This window comes from Streptomyces sp. NPDC020490, assembly GCF_044335305.1.
Classification (GTDB): Bacteria; Actinomycetota; Actinomycetes; order Streptomycetales; family Streptomycetaceae; genus Streptomyces.
In genome coordinates this window covers 56,010-81,124 of record NZ_JBIRUY010000042.1, presented here as the reverse complement: position 1 = coordinate 81,124, position 25,115 = coordinate 56,010, and the positions used below count along the sequence as shown (strand labels likewise).

Here is a 25,115-nt window from a genome sequence, read left to right as displayed (position 1 = left end):
CCTCGGCTGGAAGACCCCGGCCGAGGTCTTCGAGGAGCAGCTACGCTCACTACAGCAGCCCGGTGTTGCAACGACCGGTTGAACTCGCCCAATACACGAGTTTCCGGCTCGCCGACCACCTGGACGCCGCCGGCATCGCCGCCTCCATCGGATCGGTCGGCGACGCCTACGACAACGCCCTGATGGAGAGCACGATCGGCCTGTACAAGACCGAACTGATCAAGCCCCGACGGCCATGGAAGACGCTGTCCGACGTCGAGCTCGCCACCGCCGAGTACGTCGACTGGTACAACCACCGACGACTCCACGGTGAGATAGGCCACGTCCCACCCGTCGAATACGAGAACAACCACTACCTCGCAACCACGAAACCCCAGGTCACACCCAACATCTGAGATCTCTACCGAACCCGGAACGGTTCACAGGGCGGTGTGGTCGGGGAAGATGCCGACCACGTCGGTGCGGCGGCGGATCTCCTTGTTCAGCCGCTCCTGCGGGTTGTTCGACCAGATCTGCCGCCAGATCTCACGCGGGAATGCGGTGAACGCCAGCACGTCGCCCTGAGCGGATTCCAAGTGGGCTGCAGCTTCGGGGAACTTGGCCTCCAGGGCATCAAGGACATGCCGCATCTGGGCCTGGACAGCGTCGGCATCGGGCTGTTCGAAGATGGTCCGCAGCAGGGTGGCCACCCACGGCTGGGCCGACTTGGGGACCTGGCTCAGCAGCGCGCGGGCGTAGTGGGTGCGGCATCGCTGCCGGCTCGCACCCGGCAGGGTGGCGCCGATTGCGTTGACCAGGCCCATATGCGCGTCGGAGATGACCAGCTGGACGCCGGACAGGCCGCGGGCGATCAGCGAGCGCAGGAAGGCCGGCCAGCCGGCGCCGTCCTCGGCGGTGGCCACGTCCAGGCCGAGGATCTCGCGATGGCCGTCGGCGTTGACGCCGACCGCGGTCAGCGCATGCACGTTGACGATCCGGCCGCCCTCGCGGACCTTCTGCGTGAGAGCGTCGACTCAGACGAACGCGTAGGGGCCGGCGTCCAGGGGTCGGTTGCGGAACGCGGTGACCTGCTCGTCGAGGTGCTTGGCCATCGCGCTGACCTGGGATTTCGACGGTTGGGTGACGCCGAGGGACTCGGCGAGCTTCTCAACCCGGCGGGTGCTTACGCCCAGCAGGTAGGCGGTGGCGACCACCGGGATGAGGGCCTGCTCGGCCCGCCGACGGCGCTCCAGCAGCCAGTGCGGGAAGTAACTGCCGGACCTGAGCTTGGGGATGGCCGGTTCGACGGTGCCCGCCCGGGTGTCCCACTCGCGCGGGCGGTAGCCGTTGCGGTGGTTGAGGCGTTCGTCGCTGACCTGGCCGTATTCGGCGTTGCAGAGGGCGTCGGCCTCGGCGGACATGAGCGCGTCGGCGAACGTCTTGATCATCACACGCAGCAGATCGGGACTCGCCGAGGCGAGGTTCTCCTCGGCGAGGGCGTGCAGGGGCAGACTGTCGGGTGCGGTCATCGTGCTGATCTCCTTCGAGCTTTCGACATCTCGAAGATCAGCCGGTGGCCGTTCTTGTATCCGGACCCTCACTCCGACGCCGGGCCAAACACCCGGATCAGGTGGGAGTCCGTACACCACTTCCCAGGACGCAACCCAGCGCCCAGTCTCGTCGATTGACGGCCGCGGCAAGCTGGTTCATGGCATTCAGCAGTGGCCGGCGCGCATCCTTCTGCCGCCTCGTGAAGCCGGCCTGCCCCGCCTTCGGCATCGCCCGCCGCTCTCCCCGGGCGGGGCCACCGGTCAGGAGGTGCACGCGGGGGCGCCCTCTACGCATAGGCGGAGACGATGTCGGCGAGGGACATGCCTCCGAGTCGACCCGGCGCTCCGGATTGCGCTCGACAGTGCCCGACGCCGTCAGAAAGAAGCCCGGCCGTGAGCGTTCGCGTGCGTCGTGTCTACGAACCGCCCGACCCGGACGACGGCGTGCGCGTCCTGGTCGACCGGCTGTGGCCGCGCGGCCTGTCCAAGGAGGCGGCGCGGGTCGACGAGTGGCCCAAGGGCCTGACTCCGTCGGCCGAGCTGCGCCGCTGGTACCACGCCGGCGAGGGTTCCCCCGAGGAATTCGGCGACCGTTACGAGGCGGAGCCGGCCGCCCCGGAGGCTGCCGAGCCGCTCGATGGTCTGAGGGAGTTGGCACGCCGGGGCCCGATCACCCTGCTGACCGCCTCGAAGTCCCCCGGCCGCAGTCACGCCTCCGTCCTGGCCCGGGTGCTCAAGTCCCCCTCGAGGTAGCTCTCGGTGACGGCGAGGGCGACGGCCATGATGGTCAGTTGGGGGTTCACCTCCGGGCAGCCGGGCAGCACGGAGGCGTCCGCCACGAGGACGCCGTGGACGCCGCGCAGCCGTCCTTCGGGATCGGCCGGCGCGCGCCGCGGGTCGGTGCCCGCCGCGGCCGTGCCGGCAGGGTGGAAGGCCGACAGGTGCAGGGCCCGGGGGCCGGTCCCGGCGAGCAGCGCGTCGAACTCGGCGAGGGTGCGGGCGCGCGGGGCACGCGGGATGCCGGTGAGGACCTCCTCGGCTCCGGCGGCGAAGAGGACCCGTCCCATGGCCCGTACGGCCGTCATCAGCCGGTCGCCGTCGCGGCGGTCGAGGTCGTAGCGGACGAGGGTGCGGTCGCGGCCCAGGACGCGGCCCGAGGGGCGGTCGGCGATCATCGCGCCGAGGACCGCGAGCCGGTCGGCCCTGTCGAGTTCGCGGCGCAGGGAGCGTCCCAGGCCGGGCAGGACGAAGCTGCTCATGCCGGGCGGGCTCGCGGTCGCCTCGATCAGGATTCCGTGGTCGTGCAGTTCCTCGATTCCGGCGCTCTGCAGGACGCCCCGCCAGGACGTGACCGGCTCGGGGAAACGGCCGGCGACGCTGGTGGCCGGGTGCACGCTCAGGCCCCGGCCCAGGCGCGGGTGACCGCCCAGCCCGGAGCGGCGCAGCAGCGGCGGGGTCTGCAGCGCTCCCGCGGCCGTGACGACGAGGGGGCTGAGGATCTCCAGCTCGCTGCCGTCGGCGCGCACGGCCCGCACGCCCGCCGCGCGCGGTGTCCCGGGGCGGTCGTGGTCGACCAGGATGCGCCGCACCCGCGCCCCGGTGACGATGCGGGCGCCCAGGGCGCACGCTTCCGGCAGGACGGACATCTGCACGCTCTGCTTGGCGCCGGTGGGGCAGCCCACCACGCACTGGCAGGACCCCCGGCAGCCGGGCGCGTTGCGGCGCAGGGGCCCGGCCCGCCAGCCGAGACGCGCGGCGCCGGCCAGCGCGAGCAGGCCGTTGGCGCCGAGGACGTCGAGGGGCTGGGTGGCGACGCGCAGGGTGCGTTCGATCTCGTCCAGCCGGGCCGCGAGGCCGTCGGCGAGGTGGAAGCCGTAGCGGCTGCTCCAGCGGTCCAGGACGTGGTTAGGAGTGCGGTAGCAGGTGCCGGAGTTGACGACGGTGGTGCCGCCGACGGCTCGTCCGACGGGCAGCAGGAGCGGCGGGTTGCCCAGGGCGGCGGTCGCTCCGCCGTCCCGGTACAGGTCGGTGAAGCGGTCCAGCGGGGTGCGCCGGCCGAAGGAGGCCGTGGTGTGGTGCTCGCCCTCCTCCAGCACGACGACGTCGAGCCCGGCGCGCGCGAGGGTGCGGGCGGCCACGGCTCCCCCGGCGCCGGATCCCACGACGACGGCGTCGGCGGTGGTCCGGTCGGGCCAGTGCTCGGCCGGGGTGCAGTCCAGCGGCGGGTCGTCGGGGACGGCGGGGGCCGGCGGGGCGGGGACGCGTTCGGTGGCCGCCGCGAGCAGGACGGGAACCTTCAGGAGGTCGAGCAGCGGCAGGAGCGCCGGGCGCGCGCCGAGCGAGGCGAGCACCGTCTCCCGCTCGTCGGGGGTGAGGGCGGCGAGGCGGCGCCCGCTGTGCAGCACGGCGTACGCGTCCACGATGATGCCGCCTGCCCGGACCGCTGCGCGCACGGGCCCGGGCAGGGCGGACAGGAAGGTGTCGAGCCTGCCGGGCACGCGGGCAGGCCACTCCTCCTCGCCGCCGTCCCCGGATCCGGCCCCGTGCCCGTGCCCGTATCCGTCCCCGTCCCCGATCCCGTCCTCGGCGAGAAGGGCGGCCGCCAGTCCCTGGGTGCTCACCTGTCCCCCACCTCTGCGTGCGCGGTGCCGTCCAGCGTCCACTGTGCCTCCGTGCGCCAGTGGCCCCACCACCGTTCCAGCAGGATGCGCGCGTCGGCCGTCTCGCTGTTGCGGCACACGGCCGGAGCGCCGTCCGGGTCGCGGTAGTCCAGGGCGAGGGTGCGTTCGGCAGGCTGGGTGACCTCGACGCGGATGCGGCGCAGCAGGGTGCGGCCGGTCACCGTCCAGTGGGGCAGGCCGATGCGGGCACGGAACCGCCCGACGCCCAGCAGGCCTATCGCGGAGCGCTCCGCCCGGCGCGGCCAGGTGCGGCCGCGGTGGTGCAGGCGCAGGAAGACCAGGGGCGGCAGCCGGCGCAGTCCCGGCCGGGTGGACACCGCCGCGACGATCTCCAGGACGCCGTCGCCGCCCAGGTCGGCGTGCAGCCAGGACCAACGGCGGGCGTTTCCGTGGCCGTTGATGCGGGCCGAGGCGCCGGGGGCGGCGCGCAGGGTGAAGGTCCGTTCCCCGTCGCGGAACGTGCCGTCGTACGCGGCGCGGGCCGCCGGGAGCATCTGGGCCGCGGGCAGCAGGGGCCGCCGCCAGGACCAGCGGGGGAAGGTGAACAGGGGTCCGGACAGCGGGCGTTCGGTGAGGTCCCAGTGGAAGTCGCCGGCGCTGCCGGTCAGTCGTCTCGGTACGAAGGTGACGTCGCCGGTGGTGAAACCGTCCTCGGGAGCGCTCCAGGGGACGGGGCCGAAGCGGACGTGGCGCACCTCTCCCTCGGGCGGGAAGGAGGCAGCCCAGCCGTGGGCCACCGGCGTGGATCCGTCGGTGGGTGCGGTCAGTTCGTGGTGCACCCAGAAGCCGGTGCCGGTCGCGGGGTCGGTCAGGGTGGTGTACCAGACCTCGGTGCGGCCGGGGCTGCCGTTCCAGCGTGGGGCGATGTGCTCGGCGGGGTCCTCGCGGACGGGAAAGCGGAAGCTGAGCAGGAAGGGCGCCAGACCGGTCGCGAGCGGGAAGCGCAGGGTGCCGCGGCCGACGGGCGCACCGTCCTCGTACAACGTGAACGGCAGGACGGTCATCGACCTCACCGGGCGGCGCGGGGTCACGGACTTCCAGCCGTCCAGGGTGAGCGTACGGCCGTCCGCGGTGAACGACAGCCGGTAGCGGATGCGGCGACGGGCGAGGGGGGAGATCTCCAGCTCGCCGGTGGCGGCCGGGTCGTCGGCCCGTCCGGCGATCCGGACGCGGCCGGTCAGCCGGGCAGCGGTGGTGCGGTGCGGGCGCAGCACGTCGTCGGCCTCGGCACGCAGGTCGAGCCGGATGCGGCGGGCCGGGTGCCCGGCGTCCAGGCGTACGGTGCCGAGCATGGTCTCGGTGAACACGGTGCCCCTCATGCCAGTCCTTCCAGCATGATCTGCTCGGTGTCGCGCAGGTAGGTGTCGGCGGCGGCGTGCGCCCGGCGGCCGTCCCCGTCGGTCACCGCCTCCACCACCGGGGCGAGCCGCCGGTGCGCGGCGTCCGGGTCGGTGAAGGGGCCGCGCAGCGCGGCACGGACGGGCAGGTAGGCGTTGAAGAGGGTGTTGGTCAGCAGCACGTAGACGCGGTTGCCGGTGGCCCGGGCGAGCGCGCGGTGCACCTCGACGTCGGCCATCTGCACCTCGTCGGGGCCTCCCGCCTCCCCTACGGCGTCCAGCAGCGCGCGCAGTTCGGCGTGCTGGGCCCGGGTGGCCCGGACCGCGGCCCGCTCGGCGATCAACGCGCCGACGGAGCGCCGCACTTCGAAGATCTCCTGGACCCATTTCGCGTCGTGCCGCACGAGCATCGGCAGCAGGTCCGCGCCACCCAGCCGGATGTAGTCGCGCACCCGGGTGCCGACGCCGTGCCGGGTCTCCAGCAGCCCGGCCTGGACGAGCCGGCCGAAGGCGTGTTTGAGGGTGGTGCGGGTGACTCCGTATCCGTCGGCCAGTCGGCGCTCGGGGGGCAGGTAGCTGCCCGCCGGATGACGTCCGGCCAGGATGTCCTCACGCAACCGGCTCTCGAGAACGTCCACGATCGTCTCGCGGGGCAGCGCCTCCACGGGGCCTCCTGGGGTCGCGGAATCACGGATGGGAGAAAAACGGGCCCACACACCCTGGTGGATGAGTGGCTGAGCCACTGAACCAGTGGAAGTGCCCGGCGGTCAATCCCGCGACGGTGTCGGGTTGTTCCGGGCGACGCCGCACGGCAAGCAGGCGAACCGCGCTTTCCACGTACGACGCCGCGGGGGCGGCCGGTCCCGCGCTCCGCCCGCGCCCGCGGCTAGTTCAGTGACAAGCCGCCACCCAGGCAGGTGAGTTCGGACTGCCCGTCGGCCGGCTCAGCCCGCGGCGGCCGGCTCCGCAGTCAGACCGTCTCCCTCGCCGCGGCCCGGCCGGCCACCCGCCCGCCCGGAGAAGAGGCAGGTCGATGCCGAGACGGGCGGCGTGCTCGACGAGGTGCTGGCGGTAGCCGGCGTCGACCCAGACTTTGCGGATGGTGGGGTGGCGGCGGTCACCTGGACGACCAGGTGGGTGCCGGCGACGGAGTCCTGCACGCTCGCAGCCGTGACCAGCACCGCGAGCAGCAGTCCGAGGGTGTCGGTGACGATGCTGCTTGCGGCCCACGATCTTCTTCGCGGCGTCCGTGCCCTGGCCGGCGGCCGGGACGCTGGTGGAGGTCTTCACGCTCTGCGCGTCGATCACGCACGCGGACGGCTCCGCCCGCTTGCCCTCCCGCTGCCGTAACAGCCTGCGCAGCACGCCGGTGAGCTGGGCGAAACACACCGTCCTTCTGCCACTTGGTGAAGTAGCCGTACACCGTTTCCCAGGGCGGGAAGTCGTGCGGCAGGTAGCGCCACTGCACCCCGGTGCGGTCCACGTACAGGATCGCGTTCATGATCTCGCGCAGGTCGTGCTCCGGCGGACGTCCGATGTTCAGCGCATGCCTGCGTCGCTCGGCCCGCCAGCCACTCATCACCGGCTCGATCAACTCCCAGCGGGCATCGGACAGATCACTCGGATACGGGCGACGTTCAGTCATGTCCCGGGCATACCCCTCGTCAGGGGCGTGCGCCAGGGCGCGCAACGCGACCGGCGGAAGCACGTTCCACCGGGCATCGTGGGATGAGACAGGCGCACGTCGTATTCCGCCTCAGCCGTCACCCCACAAAGCACGCCCGCCACCTCAATCCCGCCGACCGCATCGAGGCGACGACCACGCCCCCAGAAAGTCCAGAGAAAGCACCCCTCATGAGAGAAAACGACTTGTAAGAGCCCGGGAATCACAGTCAAATTGACACACCGGAGGCTGGACGCGTCGTACGCGTTGCGCGCCGCCAAGGGCTGGCGGCGCGCAACGCGTATCTGTGTCCGGACGGGGTTCAGATGTTGTCGGGCGGGCCGGCCGTACCGTCCGTCTCCTCGCTCTGGACGCGGAGCCGCCCGCGGACGGCGGCCTCGCCGATCGCCGTCGTCAGGCTGCGGCAGCCCGTGAACGATGCCGGCCGCTCCCCGCAGCCCGCGGCACGGCGTTCCGCGCAGCTCCGCAGGGCCTCGGCGTGCCACTGGATGCTGGTCTGTTCCCAACTGCTCTTCCGTGCTTCCACCCTGGCCCCGCAGGCACCGCAGGACACGGGGACCATCGGAGCGTCGAGGAGCCGGTTGTCCGGCCGCACCGCCATCAGGCCGATCCGCCCGCCGCCGCCGTGGTGGCGTTCTGTTTCGCGAGGTTCGCCTCGATCTCGGCCCGCCAGGCCTCGTTGGGCCGGGTGGTGTCGATCTCGAACTCGAACCGGTCGGTCATCTCGTCGCGCACGTCGGCGACGTCGACGTAGAACTGCTCGTACCAGCGGCGCAGTTGATAGACCGGGCCGTCCTCCTCGCAGAGCAGGGGGTTGTCGATGCGGGCCTTGTTCCTCCAGATCTCGACGTCCTGCTCGAAGCCGATCTTGATGAACTCGCCCAGCTTCTGAGCCACTTCGTCCGCGCTGCCGCCCATGTGACCGGCCTTGCGCACGATGATGCCGTACTGAAGGACGAACGAGTTCTCGTCGACCGGGTAGTGGCAGTTGATCAGCACCGAGTTCGTGTCGCCGTCGGCGTAGTGGTACGTGAGGTCGTCGATCATGAACGACGGGCCGTGGTAGGTCGCCAGGGAGGTCTGGCCGAGCATCTTGGGGGCGCCGCTGCCCTCTGCCTGGGGCCGGGGCACGTCGTCGCGGCCGACACCCCTCATGAGCTGGGTGGCGGTGTGCCCCTCGAAGATGTTCTTGAAGTACGTGGGGAACGAGTAGTGCACGTAGAAGAAGTGCGCCATGTCCACCACGTTGTCGACGATCTCGCGGCAGTTGGAGCCCTCGATCGTGACGGAGTACCAGGACCAGTCGGTCCACTCGTCGCTGGTCGCGCCTTCGATCCGGGGGATGGTCACGCCCTCGGGGGGCGGGTTGCCCTCCGGGTCGTTCCAGACGAACAGCAGGCCGTCCTGCTGCAGGGTCGGGTAGGCGGCGGTGCGGGCGCGCATCGGGACACGACGGGCGTAGGGGATACGGGCGCAGCGGCCGTCGCCGCTCCAGCGCCAGGAGTGGAAGGGACAGGCTACGTCGTCGCCCTCCACGGTGCCGCGGGAAAGGTCGCCGCCCATGTGGCGGCAGTAGGCGTCGAGGACGTTGAGCTTGCCGTCCCGCGAGGCCCAGACGACCAGTTTCTGCCCGAAGGCGCGCACCGTGTGCGGTGCGCCGTCGTTGAAGTCCTTGGCGAGTCCCAGGCAGTGCCAGCCGCGGGCGAAGCGGTTCGGGACGGCGTCCGCCTCGATCGTGCGGACTTCGGGCGAGGTGGTCATCTGTGGCCTTCCCTTCCACCGAGCCTGGGCTCGGCACGGTACGGGGCGGGTGCGCGTCGCCCGCCGGTGTGATGCGGCTCCGGCCGAAATATCCGGTTCCCGCTGGGGGTGTGCGGCTCCTGCTCCTGTCGGGCCGCGGCGAGCGGTCCGGTCTCGGCCAAGGGCCCGGCGCAGTCCCCCGTCGAGCCCGCGGGCGGTGGCGCCTGTCGGGAACCTACGGCGCCCGGCTCCCCGCCCGGCCACCCGATCCCACTGAGCGGTACCCCTGCGGGGCGGTGAGCAGCGGTACGGTTCCGCCTTCCTGGCCTCTGGTGGCCTCCCCGGGCGGGCCTCGGCGCCGGGATGCGGATCCCCGCACTTGACTCAGGGCCCGCACTTGACTCAGGGCCCGCACGCCGGCCGCCGCTGGACGGATACGACGCCGGGTCCTGCCGAGACCGCCGCCACGTGGCGTGTGCGGTGCCGGAGTTCAGGCGGCCGGGCCGGCCGCCGCTCAGCTCGCGAAGGCCGTCGCCGTGCCGAGCGGAATGCCCGGCGCCCGGGGCGGCCCCGGGCACAGGCACCCCGGGCGGAAGGCGCTTCGGGCGCAGGCCGCCTCTGATCTTGCCCGGGGACGCCTGCGTGCGCGTATGCGGCGCCGTTCAGCCGGCCATGTCGTCGGCGGCCAGGGATGCGAAGACCATCGCTGTGCCGAGCGGGATACCCGGGCCCGGATAGACGTGGCCGGTGAACGACGCGCTGGTGTTGCCGGCCGCGTACAGGCCGGCGATGGGCGTGCCGTCCTCCCGGAGGACCCGTGCCGACGCGTCGGTGACCAGGCCGCCCTTGGTGCCCAGATCGCAGAGCACGATCCGGGCCGCGTAGTAGGGGGCCTCACGGACGGGGTGCAGTACCGGGTCGCCGAACCAGTGCCCGAACTCGTCGACCTCGCGGCCGAACTCCTCGTCCTTGCCGTTGTCGGCGAAGCCGTTGAAGCGTTCGACGGTCTCGGTGAGCCGGTCCGCGTTCACGCCGATGAGCCCGGCCAGTTCCTCCAGGGTGTCGGCCTTCACCAGGGTGCCGGCCTCCAGGTGTGCGGCCGGGTCGCCCCACGGGGGCTGGGTGACCGCCGGGAGCTTGCCCCGGGTGCGGAAGTCGTGGACGAGGAAAGAGGGCGTGCGGTCCGGGGCGGCCTGGATCTCCCGGCCGAACCGGTCGTAGGGCAAGGACTCGTTGGCGTAGCGGGAGCCGTTCGCGTCGACGACGAGCCCGCCGGTGAAGCCGCAGACGAAGGCCCGCTGCCCGTCGGGCATCCGCACGCCGGGGCACCACCAGCCCTCGTGCATCAGGTCGGTAGCCGCGCCGAGCGCCACCGCCGCCTCGACGGGCTCGCCGAGGTTGGTGCCGGCCGGTGCCATGGAGCAGTCGGAGCGGCCGGGGACGCCATGGACGCCGCGCAGGCGCTCGTTGTGCTCGAACCCGCCGGCAGCCAGGAGGACGCCCTTGCGCGCGCCGATGCGCACGCGCCTGCCCTGCCGGGTGGCGACGATCCCGGTGACCCGTTCGGGCGTGCCGACGAGTTCGTCCATGACCGTGTCCGTGGTGACGGTGCCGTGCCCGGTGCGGTGGTAGGCGAGCAGGAGGCGGCCGATCAGCGCGCGTCCTGCGGTCAGCGGGGCCGACGGGTCGTTGCCCTGCCCCGCCCGGTCGCGGTCCAGCGGCGGGCGGACGAGGGCGAGCAGGGCGTCGCCCAGCTCGGCAGGGTCGAGGGCCCGGGGGATGAACGAGCGTCCACCGGGCACCCTGCCAGGACGCTCGTAGTAGTCGGGGAACACCTGGAACGCGAACGTGAGCGCCGGGTCCTCCTCCAGCCGCTCGACCAGGGCGGGGGCCTGGGCGAGGAAGGTCTCCCGCTTGGCCTCGCCGCTGTCGCCCAGCAGCGCCCGCAGGTAGGTGCGGGCCGATTCGGTGGAGTCGGGGACGCCGGCGCGGCGCTGCACCGACGTACCGGGCAGCCACATGGCGCCGCCGGAGTAGGAGCTGGTCCCGCCCAGGCTGCCCGTCCGCTCCACTACCACGGTGTCCAGGCCCGCGCGGGCGGCCAGATAGGCGCCGGTCAGCGCCCCGCCCCCGGATCCCACGACGACGACGTCGTACTCCTCGTCCCACTCCTGCGTCACGGTTCGTCCTCCCGCACTCGCCGGTGCTCGGCGTTCGTAAGGTGTTCGTCGGCCTCTCCTGCGGACGTCAGGAAACCCCTGGCCCACGTGGTGCGCCCGCCCCAGTCCCACTCAGCAGTACGCGAAGGTGCGCGGCGGCGGCCGGAGGCCTTGTGATGAGGTCGGCGGGCCCGGTGGTGTCCTCGGGGTCCGCGGCCGCCGCCCGTCCGCCGGGAGCGGCCGCACCGATAGCATGGTGTGCCCAAGGACGCGATCGAGCCGGGAGAGGGGAACCGTGCCCAGAGTCGCCGAGCACAGGCCAGCGGCAGAGCCGCAGTCACCCGGGCAGAAGGCGCGGTACGCGCGCATCCTGAGCGTCGCGTCGCGTCTGGGGGCCGAACGGGGCCTGGAGCATGTGCAGATGCAAGACGTGGCCAAGGAGGCCGGTGTCGCCATCGCCACGCTCTACCGGTACTTCCCGTCCAAGACGCATCTGTTCACCGCGATCATGGCCGACCAGGTCGATCACATGGACGACGAGTCGCCCGAGATCCTCGCCGCCTGCGATCCCGTGGACGCCGTCGCGGAGACTCTGCTGCGGTCGACGCGGCACATGCTGCGGGCTCCGCTGCTGGCGAGCGCGATGGTGCAGAGCAACTACGCCGCGCACTCCGCCACGGTCAGCGAGGTCGCCGGCATCGAGGCGAAGGTGCATCGTACGGTGCTCAGGCTGCTCGGGCTGCAGCACCCGACGGACCGGGACAACCGGCTGATCCGGCTGCTGATGAAGAGCTGGCACGGGGTGCTGGTCTCGGTCATATACGGCCACACGAGCCACGCGGAAGCCGAGACCGAGATACGGCTGGCGTGCCAGGTGCTGCTGGGCGCCCGCTCGAACGCGGCCGACCGCTGAGCCCCTCGGCCCACACGGATGTCACCGCCCGCGTGAACCCCTCGGCCGCACGCTCGAGCGCACCGGCTCGCACGTACGCCGGCGCTCCGCCCGCGTTCCGCCCGCGCCGGCGCCGGCCGAGCGTCCCGCGCTTTGTCCATGCGCCCTCGGGGTCCCCGCTCCGGTTCCCGGTCAACGGGACGGATCCCGCCGACCGGCGACCCGGCTGCTTCGATCTTCAGGAACGACGACGACGGCCGCCGGGCCTCTTCCCGGCGGGGAGGGCGGATCATGGACATCGGCAACCCACTGGATCTGACGGGCCGGGTCGTGGTGGTGACCGGCGGGACGAAGGGCATCGGCTTGTGTATCGCCGAGACGTTCCTCGCGGCCGGAGCCCACGTCATGGTCTGCGGGCGGAGCGAGCCCGCCACCCTGCCGTCCGCGGCGGGTCGGCAGGCGGGGTTCCTCGCCGCCGACGTACGTGACCCGGAGGCCGCGAACCGGCTGATCGACGGCACGGTGGAGCGGTTCGGGCGGCTGGACGTCCTGGTCAACAACGCGGGCGGCTCCCCCGACGCCGACGCGGCGACCGTCTCGCCGCGGTTCGTCGAGAAGATCGTCGCGTTGAACCTGCTGGCGCCGTTCTACACCGCCCAGGCGGCGAACCGTGTGATGCAGAGCCAGGACGAGGGCGGCACGGTCATCAACATCGGCAGTGTCTCCGCGCACGACCCGCAGCCGGGTACCGCCGCCTACACGGCGGCGAAAGCCGGGCTGCTCGGCCTCACCCGGGCCCTGGCCCTGGAGTGGGCGCCCAAAGTGCGCGTCAACCACATCACCACCGGGCTGATCCGCACCGAGAGCGCCGCCGCGGCGTACGGCGAGGACGGCGGCGCCGCCGTCGCCGGGGTGATTCCGATGGAGCGGATGGCCGTCCCCGAGGACGTGGCCCGGACCTGTCTGTACCTGGCCGGGGACCTGGCCCGTTACGTCAACGGCGCGGACATCGCGGTGCACGGTGGCGGGGAACTGCCCGCCCGCTACCTCGCGGCGAAGTCCTACGGAGCGGGGTAGGGATCGGGTCACGGCCCTTCGGGTGCGGGGGCCGTCAGGTCGCGGGTTTCCGGTCGCCGATCCCGGCGGCCGGGCACCGGCCGGTCTTCCCCAGTCGTACGGTTCCGCCCGTCGCGGCCTTGTCCCGGGGGACACGGCTGATGGACGCTCTGCCCGGCCGGGGAAACAGGGTTCGGGGTGGTCAGATCAGGTTGTCCTCCACTGTCAGGCCCAGGGCGTTGCGGCCGTACATGGCCAGGGTTCGTTCGACGTCGTTCGCGACGTGGACGCTGCCGGCGTGGGCGTCACGCCAGACGCGTTCGATGGGGTTGCCGCGGCGCAGCGAGTTGCCGCCCGCCGTCTTGAACAGCAGGTCGATCGCGGCGACGGCGCGTTCGGTGCCGCGCACCTGGTCGCGGCGGGCGCGCAGGCGCAGTTCCATCGGGATGTCCTGGCCCGCGGCAGCGCGCGCCGTCAACTGCCTTATGTTGTGGTCCATCTGGAGGATCGTCGCGTCGATCTCGGACGCCGCCCGCGCGACGGCGACCTGGGTGTGCGGGTCCTCGGCGAACCGGCCGCCGCCGAGGCTCAGCCGGGCTCGTTCCTTCATCAGGCGGACGTACGACTCGTAGCCGCCGGCGACCGCGCCGACGATGGGCTCGGTCACCGCGCTGGTGAACACGGCCGCGAACGGCAGCCGGTACAGCGGGCCCGGGTTGGCCTTCTGGCCGGGTCCCTTCAACTGGGCCGTCTCGTAGTTGCGGATCACCCGGTGGCGGGGGACGAGGGCCTGGTCGACGACGATGTCGTTGCTGGCGGTGCCGCGCAGGCCGACGGCGTCCCACGCGTCTTCGATCCGGTAGTCGCAGCGGGGCACGAGGACGGTCAGGAAGTCGACGGGCCGCCCCTGGTCGCCGACGACCAGCGCGCCCAGCAGTGCCCAGCGGGCGTAGCCGCAGCCGGAGGAGAAACTCCAGCGGCCGGTGAGCCGGTAGCCGTCGTCGACGGGGGTGAGCCGTCCCACGGGCGCGTACGCGGACGAGAGCAGTGTGTCGGGGTCGTCACCCCACACCTCGGCCTGGGCCTCGGCGGTGAACAGCCCCAGATGCCAGGGGTGCACGCCCAGAACGGAGGTGATCCAGCCGGTGGAGCAGCAGGCGGCCGAGATGGCCCGTACGGCCTGGAAGAAGTCGACCGGGTCGGCCTCCTGCCCACCGAAGAGGCGGGGCTGGAGCATCCGGAAGACACCGGCGTCCTGCAGTTCGCGCACGGTCTCCTCGGGGACGTGCCCCTTCTCGTCGGTGGTCCGGGCCCGGTCCGCGATGGCCGGCAGCAGGGCGCGCACCGCCTCAAGAACCGTGTTCCCCATGGTGTCGTCCCTTCGAGTGTCCCTACCGGATGTCCAGGTCGGTCTTGCTGATCTTGCCTGCCGCGTTGCGTGGGAAGGCGTCGAGGACGACGACCTCGCGGGGCACCTTGAAGTTGGCCAGGCGTTCGCGGCAGAAGGCGGTGAGTTCCGCCGGGGTGGCCTCGGCGCCGGGGCGGAGGGTGACGTAGGCGCGTCCGACCTCCCCCATCCGTTCGTCGGGGACGCCGATGACGGCGGCCTCGGAGACGGCGTCGTGCCGGCTGAGGAGTTGTTCGATCTCGGCCGGGTAGACGTTGAACCCGCCGACGACGAACATCTCCTTGAGGCGTCCGGTCAGGGTCAGCCGGCCCCCTTCGTCGAGGTGTCCGACGTCCCCGGTGGCGAGCCAGCCCTGGTCGTCGACGGCTTCGGCGGTGGCCCGGGGGTCGTCCAGGTAGCCGAGCATCACGTTGTAGCCGCGGACCAGGACCTCGCCGTCCTCCCCCGCGGGCAGCCGACGGCGGTCGGTGCCGACGACGCGCACCTCGACGCCGTCGATGGGGCGGCCCGCCGTACGGGCGACGGTCTCGTCGTCGTCGTCCGCGCGGCAGACGGTGACCGTGCCGCAGGACTCGGTGAGGCCGTACGCGGTGACGACGACGGGGAAGAGTTCCGCCCGTACACGCCTGATCAGGGCGACCGGGACCGTGGCGGCGCCGGTGACGGCCAGGCGCAGCGAGGACAGGTCGTGGCGGTCACGGCCGGGGGCGTCCAGCAGGGTGGTGAAGACGGTGGGCGGTCCGGGCAGGACGGTGATCGTCTCCGCCTCGATCAGCCGCAGGGTCTCGGCGACGTCGAAGACGGGCTGCAGCACCATGGTCGCGCCGCGCAGCAGGCAGGCCAGGACGCCCGCCTTGTAGCCGAAGCAGTGGAACATGGGGCTGATGATCAGGTAGCGGTCGCCGCGGGTGAGTCCGGTCCGCTGGGACCAGCCGAGGTAGGTGCGGACGTTCTGGCGGTGGGTGGTCATCACCCCCTTGGGGCGGCCGGTAGTGCCGGAGGTGAACAGCACGTCCGACACGTCGTCCTCGCGCACGCTCGCCGCCCTGGCCTCGGCGTCGGCCGCGGGGACGGTGTCGCCCAGGCTCAGGAAGGCCGCCCAGGGGGTGGCGCGCGGACGGTCCGGCGGACCGTGACCGGTGCCTTCGCCGTCGCCTTCGCCGTCGCCGTCGCCATCGCCATCGCCGTCGCCGTCGCCGCCGGCCACAGGCTCGGCCAGGTCGATCACGTGGGCCAGTCCGGGGAGGCCGGGAACGGGGCTCTGCTCCCCCGCCGTCCCCTCCTCGGAGACGGCCCCGGCTGCCGCGCCGATCATGTCCAGGTAGTCGTTGCCGAGGAAGCCGTTCTCGACGAGCAGCAGCCGGGCGCGGCTCTTCTCCAGCAGCCAGCGGGCCTCGTCGCCCTTGTACCGGGTGTTCACGGGGACCAGTACCGCCCCGGCGCCGAGTACGCCGAGCGCGGCCGTGATCCAGCGGGCGCTGTTGGGCGCCCACAGGGCGATGCGTTCGCCGCGCTGGACGCCGAGCGCCATGAGTGACCTGGTGACGGCGAGGGTCCGCTCGTGCAGTTGGCGACAGGTCAGCCGCAGGTCCCCGTCGACCAGTGCCTCCGTGTCCGGGTGGGTCCCGGCGGCCCGGGCGAGGACGGCGGGGACGGTGGTCTCGTCGACCGTCATGCCCGTCACTCCTTGGGGAGGAGACGCTGGGAGGCCTCGTGGGCGCCGCGGACGAGCCCGGCGCGGTCGCGGACGGCGGCACGCTTGTCGGCCGTGGCCAGGTTGCCGCCGGCCACCCACAGGGGGCCGTCCGCCAGGTGTTCCAGGCCCTCGCGGGCGACGTCGTCGGGGTCGGCGGCGTTGAGGCCGGGAATGTCCATGCGCAGGCCCGCCCGCTCCATCGCGGGGGTGCGGGTCACGCCGAGGACGAGTTCGAGGACGTGCACGTTGTGCGGCGCGAGCTCCAGCCACAGGCCTTCGGCGAAGACCCGGCTGAACGCCTTCACCGCGGAGTAGACGCTCAGGCGTGCCTGGCCCATGTAGCCGGCGAGGGAGCCGACGAGCATGATGCCGCCCCGGCGGCGTTCCTTCATCGCCTCGCCGAAGTGGTGGGTGAGGGCGAGCTGGGAGGTGATGTTGAGGTCGATCACGCCTTGGACGCGGTCGAGTTCACTGCCGACGAACTCGTGGCCGTAGGTGTTGGCCCCGGCGTTGAAGATCAGCAGGCCGACCTCGAGGCCGTCGGTGACGGCGCGGATCGTCTTGAGCGCGCCGGGGTCGAGCAGGTCGAGCTGGAGGGTGCGCACCTCGACGCCCTTGGCGCGGACTTCGGCGGCCGTCTGCGCCAGGGGGCCCGCCTTGCGGGCGATGAGCACCAGGTTGATCCCGGCGTCGGCGAGCTGGTGGGCGAAGGAGGCGCCCACCCCTTCGGATCCGCCGGCGACGACCGCCCACGGGCCGTAGACGTCCGTGTCTGTCATCGGCTTCCTTCCTGCGGAGATACGGGCCGCGCGATGGCGGTGAAGGGGACGAACGGGTGGAGAGGGAGAGCGGGGAGCGGAGCTGGAGCGGGTGCGGGCCGTCCCGGGCGTGCGCTGTCCGGACCGGCCGCGCCCGGTCCCGCCGTGCCCGTACGAGGCGTACTCGGGCCGTACTCGGGCCGTACTCGGGTCGTACTCGGCCGCAGCGACGCTCGGGCAGCGGGGGTGTGGCCGCCTCAGCTGCCGGGCGTGGGCGCCGTGCCCGTGGTGTCGAGCGCGGCGACGCTGTAGGCGGCGAAGGTGCGGTACTGGTCGCGGCCGGAGAAGTACGGGGAGAGGGTGGCCTCCAGCTCCTCCGGAGTGAAGGTGCCGTCCGCGGCCGTGAACTTCTTCTCCACGGTGGGCGGCGCGAGGAGCGCGACCATGTCGCCGTAGACGACGAAGACCTGGCCGTTGATCTCCTCGGAGGCCGGGGATGCGAGGTAACCGACGAAGGTGGCGACGCGCTCCGGGGCCATGATGTCGAGGCCGCCCGCGGGGGTGGCGCCGGTGCCGAACGCGTCGGCGGTCATGGCGGTGCGGGCGCGCGGACAGATCGCGTTGGCGCGGACGCCGTAGCGGGCCAGGCCCTGCGCGGTGGCCAGGGTGAGGGCGGTGATGCCGGCCTTGGCGGCGGAGTAGTTGGGCTGGCCCGGGGCGCCGAACAGGAACGCCTCGGAGGAGGTGTTGACGACCCGTCCGTACACCGGACCGCCCGCCGCCTTGCTGGCCGTCCGCCAGTGCGCGGCGGCGGCGCGGATGACGGCCGCATGCCCCTTGAGATGGATGCGGATGACGTCGTCCCAGTCGGACTCGGTCAGGTTGAACACCATCTTGTCGCGCAGGATGCCCGCGTTGTTGACGACGATGTCCAGGCCGCCGAAGGTCTCCAGGGCGGTGAGCACCAGACGGTCGCCCATGGACCAGTCGCCGATGTCACCGGTGACGGCGACGGCGTCACGGCCGAGGGCCTTGATCTCGGCGACGACGTCCTCGGCGGCGGGGCCCACGTCATTGACGACGACGTTGGCGCCCTGGGCCGCCAGTGCCAGCGCCTCGCTGCGGCCCAGGCCGGATCCGGCCCCGGTGACGACGGCGGTACGGCCTTCCAGGCCGGTCCTCGTGCTCATGCTGCCTCTTTCGTTCCTGTCCTGCGTGACGGATGGCACGGCAAAAATTAGTACGAATTCTGTTTTTGCCTTCGCGGCTGTCCCGCTGAGTGGTGAGAGCCGCCGCACGGCTCCGCCCCGGCCGGTACGGACCCCGCTCCGGCCGGTACGCGCCCCGCCCTACACGAACCGGGCCGAGACCGATCCCAGGCCGTCGAACTCGGCCCGGAAGTGGTCCCCCGGCCGGGCGTCGACGGCGGCGGTGCACGAGCCCGGCAGGATCACGTGCCCCGCCTCGAGGCGTACCCCGAACTCGGCGACCTTGCGGGCCAGCCACGCGACCGCCGCGGTCGGGTCGCCCAGGACCGCGCTGGTGCGGCCCCGCGCGATCTCCTCGTCGCCCCGGTAGAGCACGGCGCCGATGTCGGCCAGGTCCAGGTCGCCCGGGGCGATGCGCTCGGCACCGAGCAGGACGCCGGCGGAGGAGGCGTTGTCGGCGATGGTGTCCGCCAGCCCGATCCGCCAGTCGCTGATCCGGCTGTCGATGAGTTCGAGCGAGGCGACGACGTACTCCGTCGCGGCGAGGACGTCCTTCTCGGTGCAGTCCTCGCCGGGCAGGCTGTCGCCGAGGACGTAGCCGATCTCCACCTCGACGCGCGGCGCGCAGTAGCGGGCCGCCTTCACCGGGACGTCCTCGGACAGCACCATGTCGGAGAGCAGGTGGCCGTAGTCGGGCTCGTCGACGCCCATCATGCGCTGCATGACCTCGGAGGACAGCCCGACCTTGTGGCCGTACACGCTCACGCCGGGCTGCTCCAGCCGCTTGCGGATGTTGCTGAGCTGGATCTCGTAGGCGTCCACGACGTCGATGCCGGGGAACGCCTCGGCCAGCGGGCCGACGGGGGCGCGGTCCCGCTCGGCCCGCCACAGCAGGTGGGCGGCGGCGGCGTGCTGCGATGCGTCAAGCATCAGAGCTCTCCTTCTGCTGGAGCCGGGCGTCGGAGGGCTTCTCCGTGTCGAACGCGGGGGGCTCGGCGGGCGCGGCGGCGAACCGGGTACGGATGCCGGTGAGGACCGGGCGGCCGTACGCCGACGCTTCCAGGCGCAGTCCGCCGGGGCCGTCGTGCCAGGCGTCGACGGTGAGCCGGTCGCCGGGGAAGACGGGGGCGCTGAAGCGGGCCTCCAGCTCCGTGAGGTCGGCCGGGTGGGCGCCCAGGGCGCCGGCGGCGGGCAGGGTGACGGCGGCGAGGGTGCACAGGCCGTGCAGGAACGGCCGGGGCATGCCCGCGGCGCGGGCCGCCTCCGGGTCGATGTGCATGTGGTGGCGGTCGCCGAGCAGCCGGTACTGGGCGGCCTGCTCGGGGTGCGTGGCCACGCTCAGCCGCTGGTCGGCCGCCCCCTCGGGGCGCCGGGGGCCGCTGGGGCCGCGCTCGCCGCCGAAGCCGCCGCTGCCGGGGGCGAACAAGGACCAGGTCGCCAGGAAGTGGTCGCTGTTCACCTCGATGTCGAAGACGGCGGCGCCGCCCTTGTCCCATACCGCGGCGACGCGCGCGGTCATCGACACTTCCCCGGACCGGGGCAGCGGCCGGCGCGCGGTGAGGCGCTGGGAGCCGTGGACCGCGGTGGTGATGTCGAAGGCGCCGAGCGCGCCGAGGGCGTCGGGCGCCCATTGGGCGAGGGTCAGCGCGAAGGTCGGCAGGACCCGCAGGCGCTCCTCGAAGACCAGGTCCAGGTCGTCGGCCCGCGCGCCCACGGCGAGGGCGTAGAGGATCGCATCGCGCTCGGTGTACGAGACGGTGCGCTTCCCGAGGTCGCGCCCGCGCCACGGCGAGACGGCCGGGGCGGCGGCGGAGGGTGAAACCGCCGCGGAAACGGCCGGGGTGGCGGCGGCCGGGGTCGCGGTCATCGGGCGGCTCCCAGGATCAGGCCGCTGGTCGGCACGCCGGTACCGGCGGTGACCAGGACGTGGGCGGCGTTCTCGGGCTGGTTCACGGAGGTGCCGCGGACCAGCCGGACGGCCTCGGCGATGCCGTTCATGCCGTGCAGGTAGGCCTCGCCGAGCTGCCCGCCATGGGTGTTGGTCGGCAGCCTGCCGCCGAGTTCCAGGTTCCCGTCGGCGATGAAGTCCTTCGCCTCGCCGACGGCGCAGAAGCCCAGCTCCTCCAGCTGCGGCAGCACCAGCGGGGTGAAGTGGTCGTAGAGGATCGCGGCGTCGACGTCGTCGGGGCCGAGACCGCTCTGCGTGTACAACTGCCGTCCGACCAGGCCCATTTCGGGGATGCCGCTGATGCGGTGGCGGTAGTAGCTGGTCATCATGTGCTGGTCGTCGCCCGAGCCCTGGGCCGCGCCGAGGATCACGGCGGACGGCTGGGGCAGGTCACGGGCACGCTCGGCGGAGACGATCACCAGGGCCTGGCCGCCGTCCGTCTCCTGGCAGCAGTCCAGCAGCCGCAGCGGTTCCGCGATCCAGCGTGAAGCCTGGTGGTCCTCGAGGGTGATGGGGCGGCCGTGGAACCAGGCGGCAGGGTTGTTCGCCGCGTGCTTGCGGTCCACCACCGCGACCCGGCCGAAGTCCTCGCCCGTGGCGCCGTACTCGTGCATGTAGCGGCGGGCGAACATGGCCACCCACTGGGCCGGGGTGTTCAGCCCGTACGGCGTCATCCACGAGTACGCGGCCCGGTCGGCGCCGGCGTCCATGGCCCGGTCGGCCTGCCCGAGGCCGTAGCGTTCGCCGGAGCGCTCGTTGAAGGCCCGGTAGCAGACGACGACCTCCGCGGCGCCGGTGGCGACGGCCATGGCCGCCTGCTGCACGGTGCCGCAGCCCGCGCCACCGCCGTAGCCGATGCGGGAGAAGAACGTCAGCTCGCCCATGCCCGTGTTGCGGGCCACGTGGATCTCGCCGCTGGTGTCGGCGGTGAAGGTGACCAGGCCGTCGACGTCGGCGGGAGTGAGCCCCGCGTCGGCGAGGGCGGCCAGGACCGCCTCACAGGCGAGCCGCAGCTCGCTGCGCCCGGAGTTCTTGGAGAACTCGGTGGCGCCGATGCCGGCGATGACGGCGCGGCCCGCCAGTGCGCTCGTGCTCATCGCACACCGGCCTTCCCCGGCAGGCGCACGGCGACGGTGCCGGTGACGTGCGCGCCGACGCTGTTGGTGCCGCGCACCATGATCTCCACCCGGCCCGCCCCGTCGGCCTCCTCGGACTTGGCGGTGACCGTGCCGGTGAGCACCATGGTGTCGCCGGGATGGTTGGGCGCGCCCAGGCGGACGCGGATGGCCTGCACGCTCGCGGCCGGTCCGGCCCACCCGGTGACGTACCGGTCGACCAGGCCGTTGCTGGTCAGGATGTTCATGAAGACGTCCTTCGACCCGCGTGCGCGGGCCAGTTCGGGATCGTGGTGCACGTCCTGGAAATCGCGGCCGGCCAGAGCCGTGGCGACGATCAGGGTCCGGGTCACCGGGATCTCCAGCGGCGGCAGCTCCTCGCCGACCGCCACCTCGTCGTACGTGCGGGTCACGGGCACCGTCATGAGGTCACCGTCCCGTTCGCGAGGAGGTCGCCGAGCCGGGCCAGGTCCCCGGCGGCGCCGCCGAGGGTGGTCGACATCTGCTTGCCCCACAGGAAGTGGCGGTGCACCGGGTAGTCGGTGTCGACGCCGATGCCGCCGTGCACGTGCTGGACGCGGTGGACGACGTTCAGACCGCCCTCGCTCGCCCACCACTTGGCGACCAGGACCGCCTGCTCGGTGTCCTCGCCGTCCGCCAGCGCGGTCACCGCCTGCCACAGGGTCACCCGCATCGCGTCGACCTCGATGACGCAGTCGGCGAGCTGGTGCTGCACGGCCTGGAAGGTCGCCAGCGGGCGGCCGAACTGCTCGCGGGTGCTGAGGTGGTCGGCCGCGTACCGCACCGCCCCCTGGGCGACGCCGAGTTGAACGGCGGCGAGCGCCGTACGGGCGTGTCCGTCGATCCACTCGACCACTCCGGTCCCCGGTGCTCCGACCGCCTCGGCGGGGGCGTCGTCCAGGTCGAGGTGGGCGGCGAGGTCGTAGGTGGTGGTCTCGGCCGACGTCCAGGTGGTGCCGGGCGCGTCGCGCCGGACCAGGAACAGGCCGGTGCCCGCGTGGGTGGCGGCGGTGACCAGCACGTGGTCGGCGCCGGACGCGGAGGGCACGACGGCCTTGGTGCCGGTGATCCGCCAGCCGTCGCCCTCGGCCACGGCCGTGGTCCACGGCGTACAGGGGTCGGCGGGCGCGAACTCCTCCAGGGCCAGGGTGATCCGGGCCGAGCCGTCGGCGGCGGCCGGCAGCAGCGCGGCGCGCTGCCCGGCCGTGCCGTGGGCGGCGAGGGCCAGCGCGCCGAGGGCGGCCGTCCACAGCGGCACGGGGGCCACGCGGCGGCCCTGCTCCTCCAGCAGGACGCAGAGTCCGGGCAGGCCGAGACCGGCCCCGCCGGCGTCCTCGGGGAGCGGGGCGGCGAGCAGGCCCGCCGCGCTCAGGTCCGCCCAGAGTTTGTCGTCGACGCGGGTCCGGGACGTCTCCACCGTACGCAGCCGTTCGGGCGTGGCGTGGTCGGTGAAGATCTCACGGGCCAGGTTCCGCAGCTCTTCGAGTTCTTCTCCCAGTGAGAAGTCCATCAGCGGTCCTCCGAGGCGACGGGCCGGAACACCGGCAGGGACAGGTCGGGGTCGGCGTCGAGCCAGTCGAGGACGACGGGCATGTCGACGGTGACGTCCTCGGGGGCGACGCCGGTCAGGTTGGTGATCAGCCGGGTGCCCTCGGCGAGTTCGACGACGGCGACGACCAGCGGGTAGTCGAACGCCGGGTGCCTGGGGTGGTGGTTGACCGTGAAGCTGTGGACGTGGCCGCGGCCCGAGGCCCGCACGGTGTCCCACTCGAAGGAGCCGCAGCGCGGACAGCAGGGGCCGGGCGGGTGGCGCAGGGTCTCGCAGGACAGGCAGCGCTGGATGACCAGCCGGTGCTCCTTGGCGGCCTCGAACCAGAAGGCGTTGTCCCGGTTGAGGGCGGGACGGGGGCGCGGCGCACGCGGTTCGGCGGCCTTCGCCTCGTCCGGCTCGGCGGTGTCCGGCTTCGCGGCGTCGGGAGTCGCGGCGGTGTCCGGCTTCGCGGCAGGGCGGAAGCGCAGGGTGCGCCAGCGCTGGGTGGCGACGACCTCGCCGCCCTGGTCGCGGTAGGTCTTCACCGTGGTGACGAACCGCCCGACGCCGAGCCCGGTCTTCTTCTCCGGCGAGATCGACTCCACGACCTCCTCGACGGAGACGTGGTCGCCCGGCACCAGTTCGCGCGCGAACTCCAGCTCCGAGTCGGTCGCCACGACGGAGGTGTAGCCGCCCTCGTCCAGCAGTTCGACCAGTTCGTCGAAGCCCCGGCGCCCCGCCGCCGGCGAGACGGTGGCGGCGTATCCGCGCATCGTCCACGCCTGCACCATGGAGGCGGGCGCGACCACGCCCGGCCGTCCGGTGGCGCGGGCGGCGGCCAGCGGGGCCAGTTCGGCCGGCACGCCGTCCAGGCGGGGCGGCTCATGGACGATGCGGTAGAGCAGGGACGCGGCCGAGGGCTGCTCACCGGGATGCTCGAAGGGACCGGTGCCGGTCGCGGCGAACACCAGGACCGCGCCCAGGGAGAAGATGTCGCCCGCCTCGGTGACGGCTCCCCCAGCGGCCTGTTCCGGAGCGAGGTAGCCGGGTGAGCCGATGACACCGCCGGTGCTGGTGTGGCGGGAGTCGTCGGCGGCCCGGGCGATGCCGAAGTCGATGAGCATGGGCCGGTCACGGCCGAGCAGGACATTGGACGGTTTCACGTCCCGGTGGGTGAGCCCGCAGGCGTGCACGGCGGCCAGCGCCGCGGCGAGTTCTGCGGCCAGGGCGCGCAGCGCGGCGGGCGGCAGCGGCCCGTGCCCGGCGACCCAGTCGGAGAGGGCGGGCGCGGCGACGTACTCGGTGGCCAGCCACAGCGGGCGGTGGCCGGGCGGGCTGAAGTCGTCGCCGATCGCCGTGAGACCGGTCGGCGCCGCTGGTCCGGTGCGGTCCACGGTCACGGCGGTGACGTCGGCGCTGCCGGCGGACTCGTGGCCCGCCTTGTCGACGGCGCGGACCTCGTACAGGAAGGTCTGGCCGGTGGCGGGCGGCGCGTCGACGAAGGACGGGCAGGTGAGCAGCGAGGAGCCGCTGACCTTGGCCCACTGGGTGGTGCTCAGCCGGCGGTACACGCGGTAACCGGCGCCATCCATTTCCTTGTTCGCGGTCCAGCGCAGCGTGGTCTTGGTGGTGTCCCGGCTGTACGCGGCCGTGAGCCCGGTCGGGGCGAGCGGCTTGGCCTTGTCCACGGTGGCGTCGGTGCGCGGGGTGTACGTGAACCGGCCCTCGGCGCGCCCGGTCCAGGCGACGTAGTCCACGCGGATGGCGTGCTTGCCCGCCGGCACGGTCAGGTCGACGGTCTTGCCGACGGTGGAGGAGACGTTCTTCCACAGGTCGGTCTTCCGCACGCCGTCCGCGTAGACGCGTATGCCGTCCTGCGTGCTGCCGGAGAGGCGGAAAGGACCGCCGGAGCCGAAGTCCCGGGTATCCACCGTCTCGGGAGAGGAAGACACGCTCGTTCGGCCAAGTCGGAGTGACTACCTCCAGCTTCCAACCGTCTCCGCTGGTGGCGTGGAGATCATCTCCGAAAAGTCCGGCGATGCGCACCCTTGTTCCGGCGACCGGTCCCAGCCCAGGACACCACAGAGCGGGATCCGCGTCGCGGCTGTCGTCCTCGGAGTCGGGGTCGGGCTCCCGCGCGATCTTCTCTCCCGTGACGGCGTCGAAGAGACCGTGTCCGTCGTGCGAGACGACCATCACCAGGTCGTGGCCGGTGCCGGGGCGCGAGGCGAAGCCGATCCCGAGAAGTCCGCCGACGGGCGCACAGGCGATGCGCTGCCAGGGCCCGGGGCCGGTACCACCGGGGCCGCGAGGAGCCTTTGCCGCATCGCCTGCTGGTACGGGGACAACTCC

At 72.8% G+C, this 25,115-nt stretch carries 20 protein-coding genes and 3 pseudogenes; 4 read left to right on the top strand and 19 right to left on the bottom strand.

Features of this window, described 5'->3' with window-relative positions:
• Positions 1–182 precede the first annotated feature (182 nt).
• Positions 183–395, top strand: coding sequence for an IS3 family transposase (locus ACH4ZX_RS33865; RefSeq protein WP_398281356.1), 213 nt, complete (start codon positions 183–185; stop codon positions 393–395).
• 27 nt (positions 396–422) lie between these two features.
• On the opposite strand, the pseudogene ACH4ZX_RS33860 reads toward ACH4ZX_RS33865, so the two are convergent.
• Positions 423–1,508 (bottom strand): annotated as a pseudogene (locus ACH4ZX_RS33860) (IS256 family transposase); the annotation flags it as partial.
• 414 nt (positions 1,509–1,922) lie between these two features.
• On the opposite strand from ACH4ZX_RS33860, the gene ACH4ZX_RS33855 reads away from it, so the two are divergent.
• Positions 1,923–2,282: a DUF488 domain-containing protein gene (locus ACH4ZX_RS33855; protein ID WP_398281341.1), complete on the top strand. Its 360-nt coding sequence runs from the start codon at positions 1,923–1,925 to the stop codon at positions 2,280–2,282.
• On the opposite strand, the gene ACH4ZX_RS33850 is transcribed toward ACH4ZX_RS33855, so the two are convergent.
• The 7 genes and pseudogenes from ACH4ZX_RS33850 to ACH4ZX_RS33820 all read right to left on the bottom strand — a co-directional run bounded on the left by ACH4ZX_RS33850 (position 2,237) and on the right by ACH4ZX_RS33820 (position 11,151).
• Complete coding sequence (locus tag ACH4ZX_RS33850) at positions 2,237–4,150, bottom strand: GMC family oxidoreductase N-terminal domain-containing protein (RefSeq protein ID WP_398281338.1); 1,914 nt, start codon at positions 4,148–4,150, stop codon at positions 2,237–2,239. The genes ACH4ZX_RS33855 and ACH4ZX_RS33850 overlap by 46 nt on opposite strands.
• Positions 4,147–5,529 (bottom strand): hypothetical protein, encoded by a 1,383-nt coding sequence (locus ACH4ZX_RS33845; RefSeq protein ID WP_398281335.1) that lies wholly within the window; start codon positions 5,527–5,529, stop codon positions 4,147–4,149. Before ACH4ZX_RS33845 ends, ACH4ZX_RS33850 begins: the two co-directional genes overlap by 4 nt.
• Positions 5,526–6,212 (bottom strand): FadR/GntR family transcriptional regulator, encoded by a 687-nt coding sequence (locus ACH4ZX_RS33840; protein WP_398281332.1) that lies wholly within the window; start codon positions 6,210–6,212, stop codon positions 5,526–5,528. Before ACH4ZX_RS33840 ends, ACH4ZX_RS33845 begins: the two co-directional genes overlap by 4 nt.
• Before the next feature lie 319 nt (positions 6,213–6,531).
• Positions 6,532–7,192, bottom strand: a pseudogene (locus ACH4ZX_RS33835) (IS5 family transposase); the annotation flags it as partial.
• A 340-nt stretch (positions 7,193–7,532) separates the two neighbouring features.
• Entirely contained in the window at positions 7,533–7,832 is a 300-nt protein-coding gene (locus ACH4ZX_RS33830) for a ferredoxin (protein ID WP_398281329.1), read from the bottom strand.
• Entirely contained in the window at positions 7,832–8,992 is a 1,161-nt protein-coding gene (locus ACH4ZX_RS33825; protein ID WP_398281326.1) for a Rieske 2Fe-2S domain-containing protein, read from the bottom strand. The genes ACH4ZX_RS33830 and ACH4ZX_RS33825 overlap by 1 nt, the downstream gene beginning before the upstream one ends.
• Positions 8,993–9,633: 641 nt before the next feature.
• Positions 9,634–11,151: an FAD-binding protein gene (locus ACH4ZX_RS33820; protein WP_398281323.1), complete on the bottom strand. Its 1,518-nt coding sequence runs from the start codon at positions 11,149–11,151 to the stop codon at positions 9,634–9,636.
• Between the two features lie 232 nt (positions 11,152–11,383).
• Between ACH4ZX_RS33820 and ACH4ZX_RS33815 the strand changes: the two genes are divergently transcribed.
• Complete coding sequence (locus tag ACH4ZX_RS33815) at positions 11,384–12,043, top strand: TetR family transcriptional regulator (protein ID WP_398281320.1); 660 nt, start codon at positions 11,384–11,386, stop codon at positions 12,041–12,043.
• A gap of 270 nt (positions 12,044–12,313) precedes the next feature.
• Complete coding sequence (locus ACH4ZX_RS33810) at positions 12,314–13,099, top strand: SDR family oxidoreductase (protein ID WP_398281317.1); 786 nt, start codon at positions 12,314–12,316, stop codon at positions 13,097–13,099.
• A 181-nt stretch (positions 13,100–13,280) separates the two neighbouring features.
• On the opposite strand, the gene hsaA is transcribed toward ACH4ZX_RS33810, so the two are convergent.
• The 11 genes and pseudogenes from hsaA to ACH4ZX_RS33755 all read right to left on the bottom strand — a co-directional run.
• Positions 13,281–14,447, bottom strand: a complete 1,167-nt coding sequence (gene hsaA, locus ACH4ZX_RS33805; protein WP_398281314.1) for a 3-hydroxy-9,10-secoandrosta-1,3,5(10)-triene-9,17-dione monooxygenase oxygenase subunit — start codon at positions 14,445–14,447, stop codon at positions 13,281–13,283.
• Between the two features lie 22 nt (positions 14,448–14,469).
• Positions 14,470–16,161, bottom strand: a complete 1,692-nt coding sequence (locus ACH4ZX_RS33800; protein ID WP_398281311.1) for an AMP-binding protein — start codon at positions 16,159–16,161, stop codon at positions 14,470–14,472.
• Positions 16,162–16,166: 5 nt separating this feature from the next.
• On the bottom strand, positions 16,167–16,961 hold the full coding sequence (locus ACH4ZX_RS33795) for an SDR family NAD(P)-dependent oxidoreductase (protein ID WP_398281308.1): 795 nt from the start codon (positions 16,959–16,961) through the stop codon (positions 16,167–16,169).
• 236 nt (positions 16,962–17,197) lie between these two features.
• Positions 17,198–18,130 (bottom strand): 3-oxoacyl-ACP reductase, encoded by a 933-nt coding sequence (locus ACH4ZX_RS33790; RefSeq protein WP_398281305.1) that lies wholly within the window; start codon positions 18,128–18,130, stop codon positions 17,198–17,200.
• 159 nt (positions 18,131–18,289) lie between these two features.
• Positions 18,290–19,078, bottom strand: coding sequence for a 2-keto-4-pentenoate hydratase (locus ACH4ZX_RS33785; RefSeq protein WP_398281302.1), 789 nt, complete (start codon positions 19,076–19,078; stop codon positions 18,290–18,292).
• Positions 19,071–20,015 carry a MaoC/PaaZ C-terminal domain-containing protein gene (locus ACH4ZX_RS33780; protein WP_398281300.1) on the bottom strand — a complete coding sequence of 315 codons (945 nt, stop codon included), beginning with the start codon at positions 20,013–20,015 and terminating at the stop codon, positions 19,071–19,073. The genes ACH4ZX_RS33785 and ACH4ZX_RS33780 overlap by 8 nt, the downstream gene beginning before the upstream one ends.
• On the bottom strand, positions 20,012–21,193 hold the full coding sequence (locus tag ACH4ZX_RS33775; protein WP_398281297.1) for a lipid-transfer protein: 1,182 nt from the start codon (positions 21,191–21,193) through the stop codon (positions 20,012–20,014). The genes ACH4ZX_RS33780 and ACH4ZX_RS33775 overlap by 4 nt, the downstream gene beginning before the upstream one ends.
• Positions 21,190–21,636, bottom strand: a complete 447-nt coding sequence (locus ACH4ZX_RS33770) for a MaoC family dehydratase (protein ID WP_398281294.1) — start codon at positions 21,634–21,636, stop codon at positions 21,190–21,192. The genes ACH4ZX_RS33775 and ACH4ZX_RS33770 overlap by 4 nt, the downstream gene beginning before the upstream one ends.
• A complete protein-coding gene (locus ACH4ZX_RS33765; RefSeq protein WP_398281291.1) occupies positions 21,633–22,742 on the bottom strand; it encodes an acyl-CoA dehydrogenase family protein in 1,110 nt (369 codons plus the stop codon). The genes ACH4ZX_RS33770 and ACH4ZX_RS33765 overlap by 4 nt, the downstream gene beginning before the upstream one ends.
• A complete protein-coding gene (locus ACH4ZX_RS33760; protein ID WP_398281353.1) occupies positions 22,742–24,355 on the bottom strand; it encodes an OB-fold domain-containing protein in 1,614 nt (537 codons plus the stop codon). The genes ACH4ZX_RS33765 and ACH4ZX_RS33760 overlap by 1 nt, the downstream gene beginning before the upstream one ends.
• Before the next feature lie 328 nt (positions 24,356–24,683).
• Positions 24,684–25,090: pseudogene (locus ACH4ZX_RS33755) on the bottom strand (hypothetical protein); the annotation flags it as partial.
• Positions 25,091–25,115: the final 25 nt, after the last annotated feature.

What these genes read in the sequence shown, in the direction of transcription:
- ACH4ZX_RS33865 (WP_398281356.1), top strand. Translation starts at nt 183, where the DNA reads ATGGAGAGCACGATCGGCCTGTACAAGACCGAACTGATCAAGCCCCGA.
- ACH4ZX_RS33845 (WP_398281335.1), bottom strand. Translation starts at nt 5,529, where the DNA reads ATGAGGGGCACCGTGTTCACCGAGACCATGCTCGGCACCGTACGCCTG.
- ACH4ZX_RS33830 (WP_398281329.1), bottom strand. Translation starts at nt 7,832, where the DNA reads ATGGCGGTGCGGCCGGACAACCGGCTCCTCGACGCTCCGATGGTCCCC.
- ACH4ZX_RS33825 (WP_398281326.1), bottom strand. Translation starts at nt 8,992, where the DNA reads ATGACCACCTCGCCCGAAGTCCGCACGATCGAGGCGGACGCCGTCCCG.
- ACH4ZX_RS33815 (WP_398281320.1), top strand. Translation starts at nt 11,384, where the DNA reads ATGGTGTGCCCAAGGACGCGATCGAGCCGGGAGAGGGGAACCGTGCCC.
- ACH4ZX_RS33810 (WP_398281317.1), top strand. Translation starts at nt 12,314, where the DNA reads ATGGACATCGGCAACCCACTGGATCTGACGGGCCGGGTCGTGGTGGTG.
- hsaA (WP_398281314.1), bottom strand. Translation starts at nt 14,447, where the DNA reads ATGGGGAACACGGTTCTTGAGGCGGTGCGCGCCCTGCTGCCGGCCATC.
- ACH4ZX_RS33800 (WP_398281311.1), bottom strand. Translation starts at nt 16,161, where the DNA reads ATGACGGTCGACGAGACCACCGTCCCCGCCGTCCTCGCCCGGGCCGCC.
- ACH4ZX_RS33795 (WP_398281308.1), bottom strand. Translation starts at nt 16,961, where the DNA reads ATGACAGACACGGACGTCTACGGCCCGTGGGCGGTCGTCGCCGGCGGA.
- ACH4ZX_RS33790 (WP_398281305.1), bottom strand. Translation starts at nt 18,130, where the DNA reads ATGAGCACGAGGACCGGCCTGGAAGGCCGTACCGCCGTCGTCACCGGG.
- ACH4ZX_RS33785 (WP_398281302.1), bottom strand. Translation starts at nt 19,078, where the DNA reads ATGCTTGACGCATCGCAGCACGCCGCCGCCGCCCACCTGCTGTGGCGG.
- ACH4ZX_RS33780 (WP_398281300.1), bottom strand. Translation starts at nt 20,015, where the DNA reads ATGACCGCGACCCCGGCCGCCGCCACCCCGGCCGTTTCCGCGGCGGTT.
- ACH4ZX_RS33775 (WP_398281297.1), bottom strand. Translation starts at nt 21,193, where the DNA reads ATGAGCACGAGCGCACTGGCGGGCCGCGCCGTCATCGCCGGCATCGGC.
- ACH4ZX_RS33770 (WP_398281294.1), bottom strand. Translation starts at nt 21,636, where the DNA reads ATGACGGTGCCCGTGACCCGCACGTACGACGAGGTGGCGGTCGGCGAG.
- ACH4ZX_RS33765 (WP_398281291.1), bottom strand. Translation starts at nt 22,742, where the DNA reads ATGGACTTCTCACTGGGAGAAGAACTCGAAGAGCTGCGGAACCTGGCC.
- ACH4ZX_RS33760 (WP_398281353.1), bottom strand. Translation starts at nt 24,355, where the DNA reads ATGGATGGCGCCGGTTACCGCGTGTACCGCCGGCTGAGCACCACCCAG.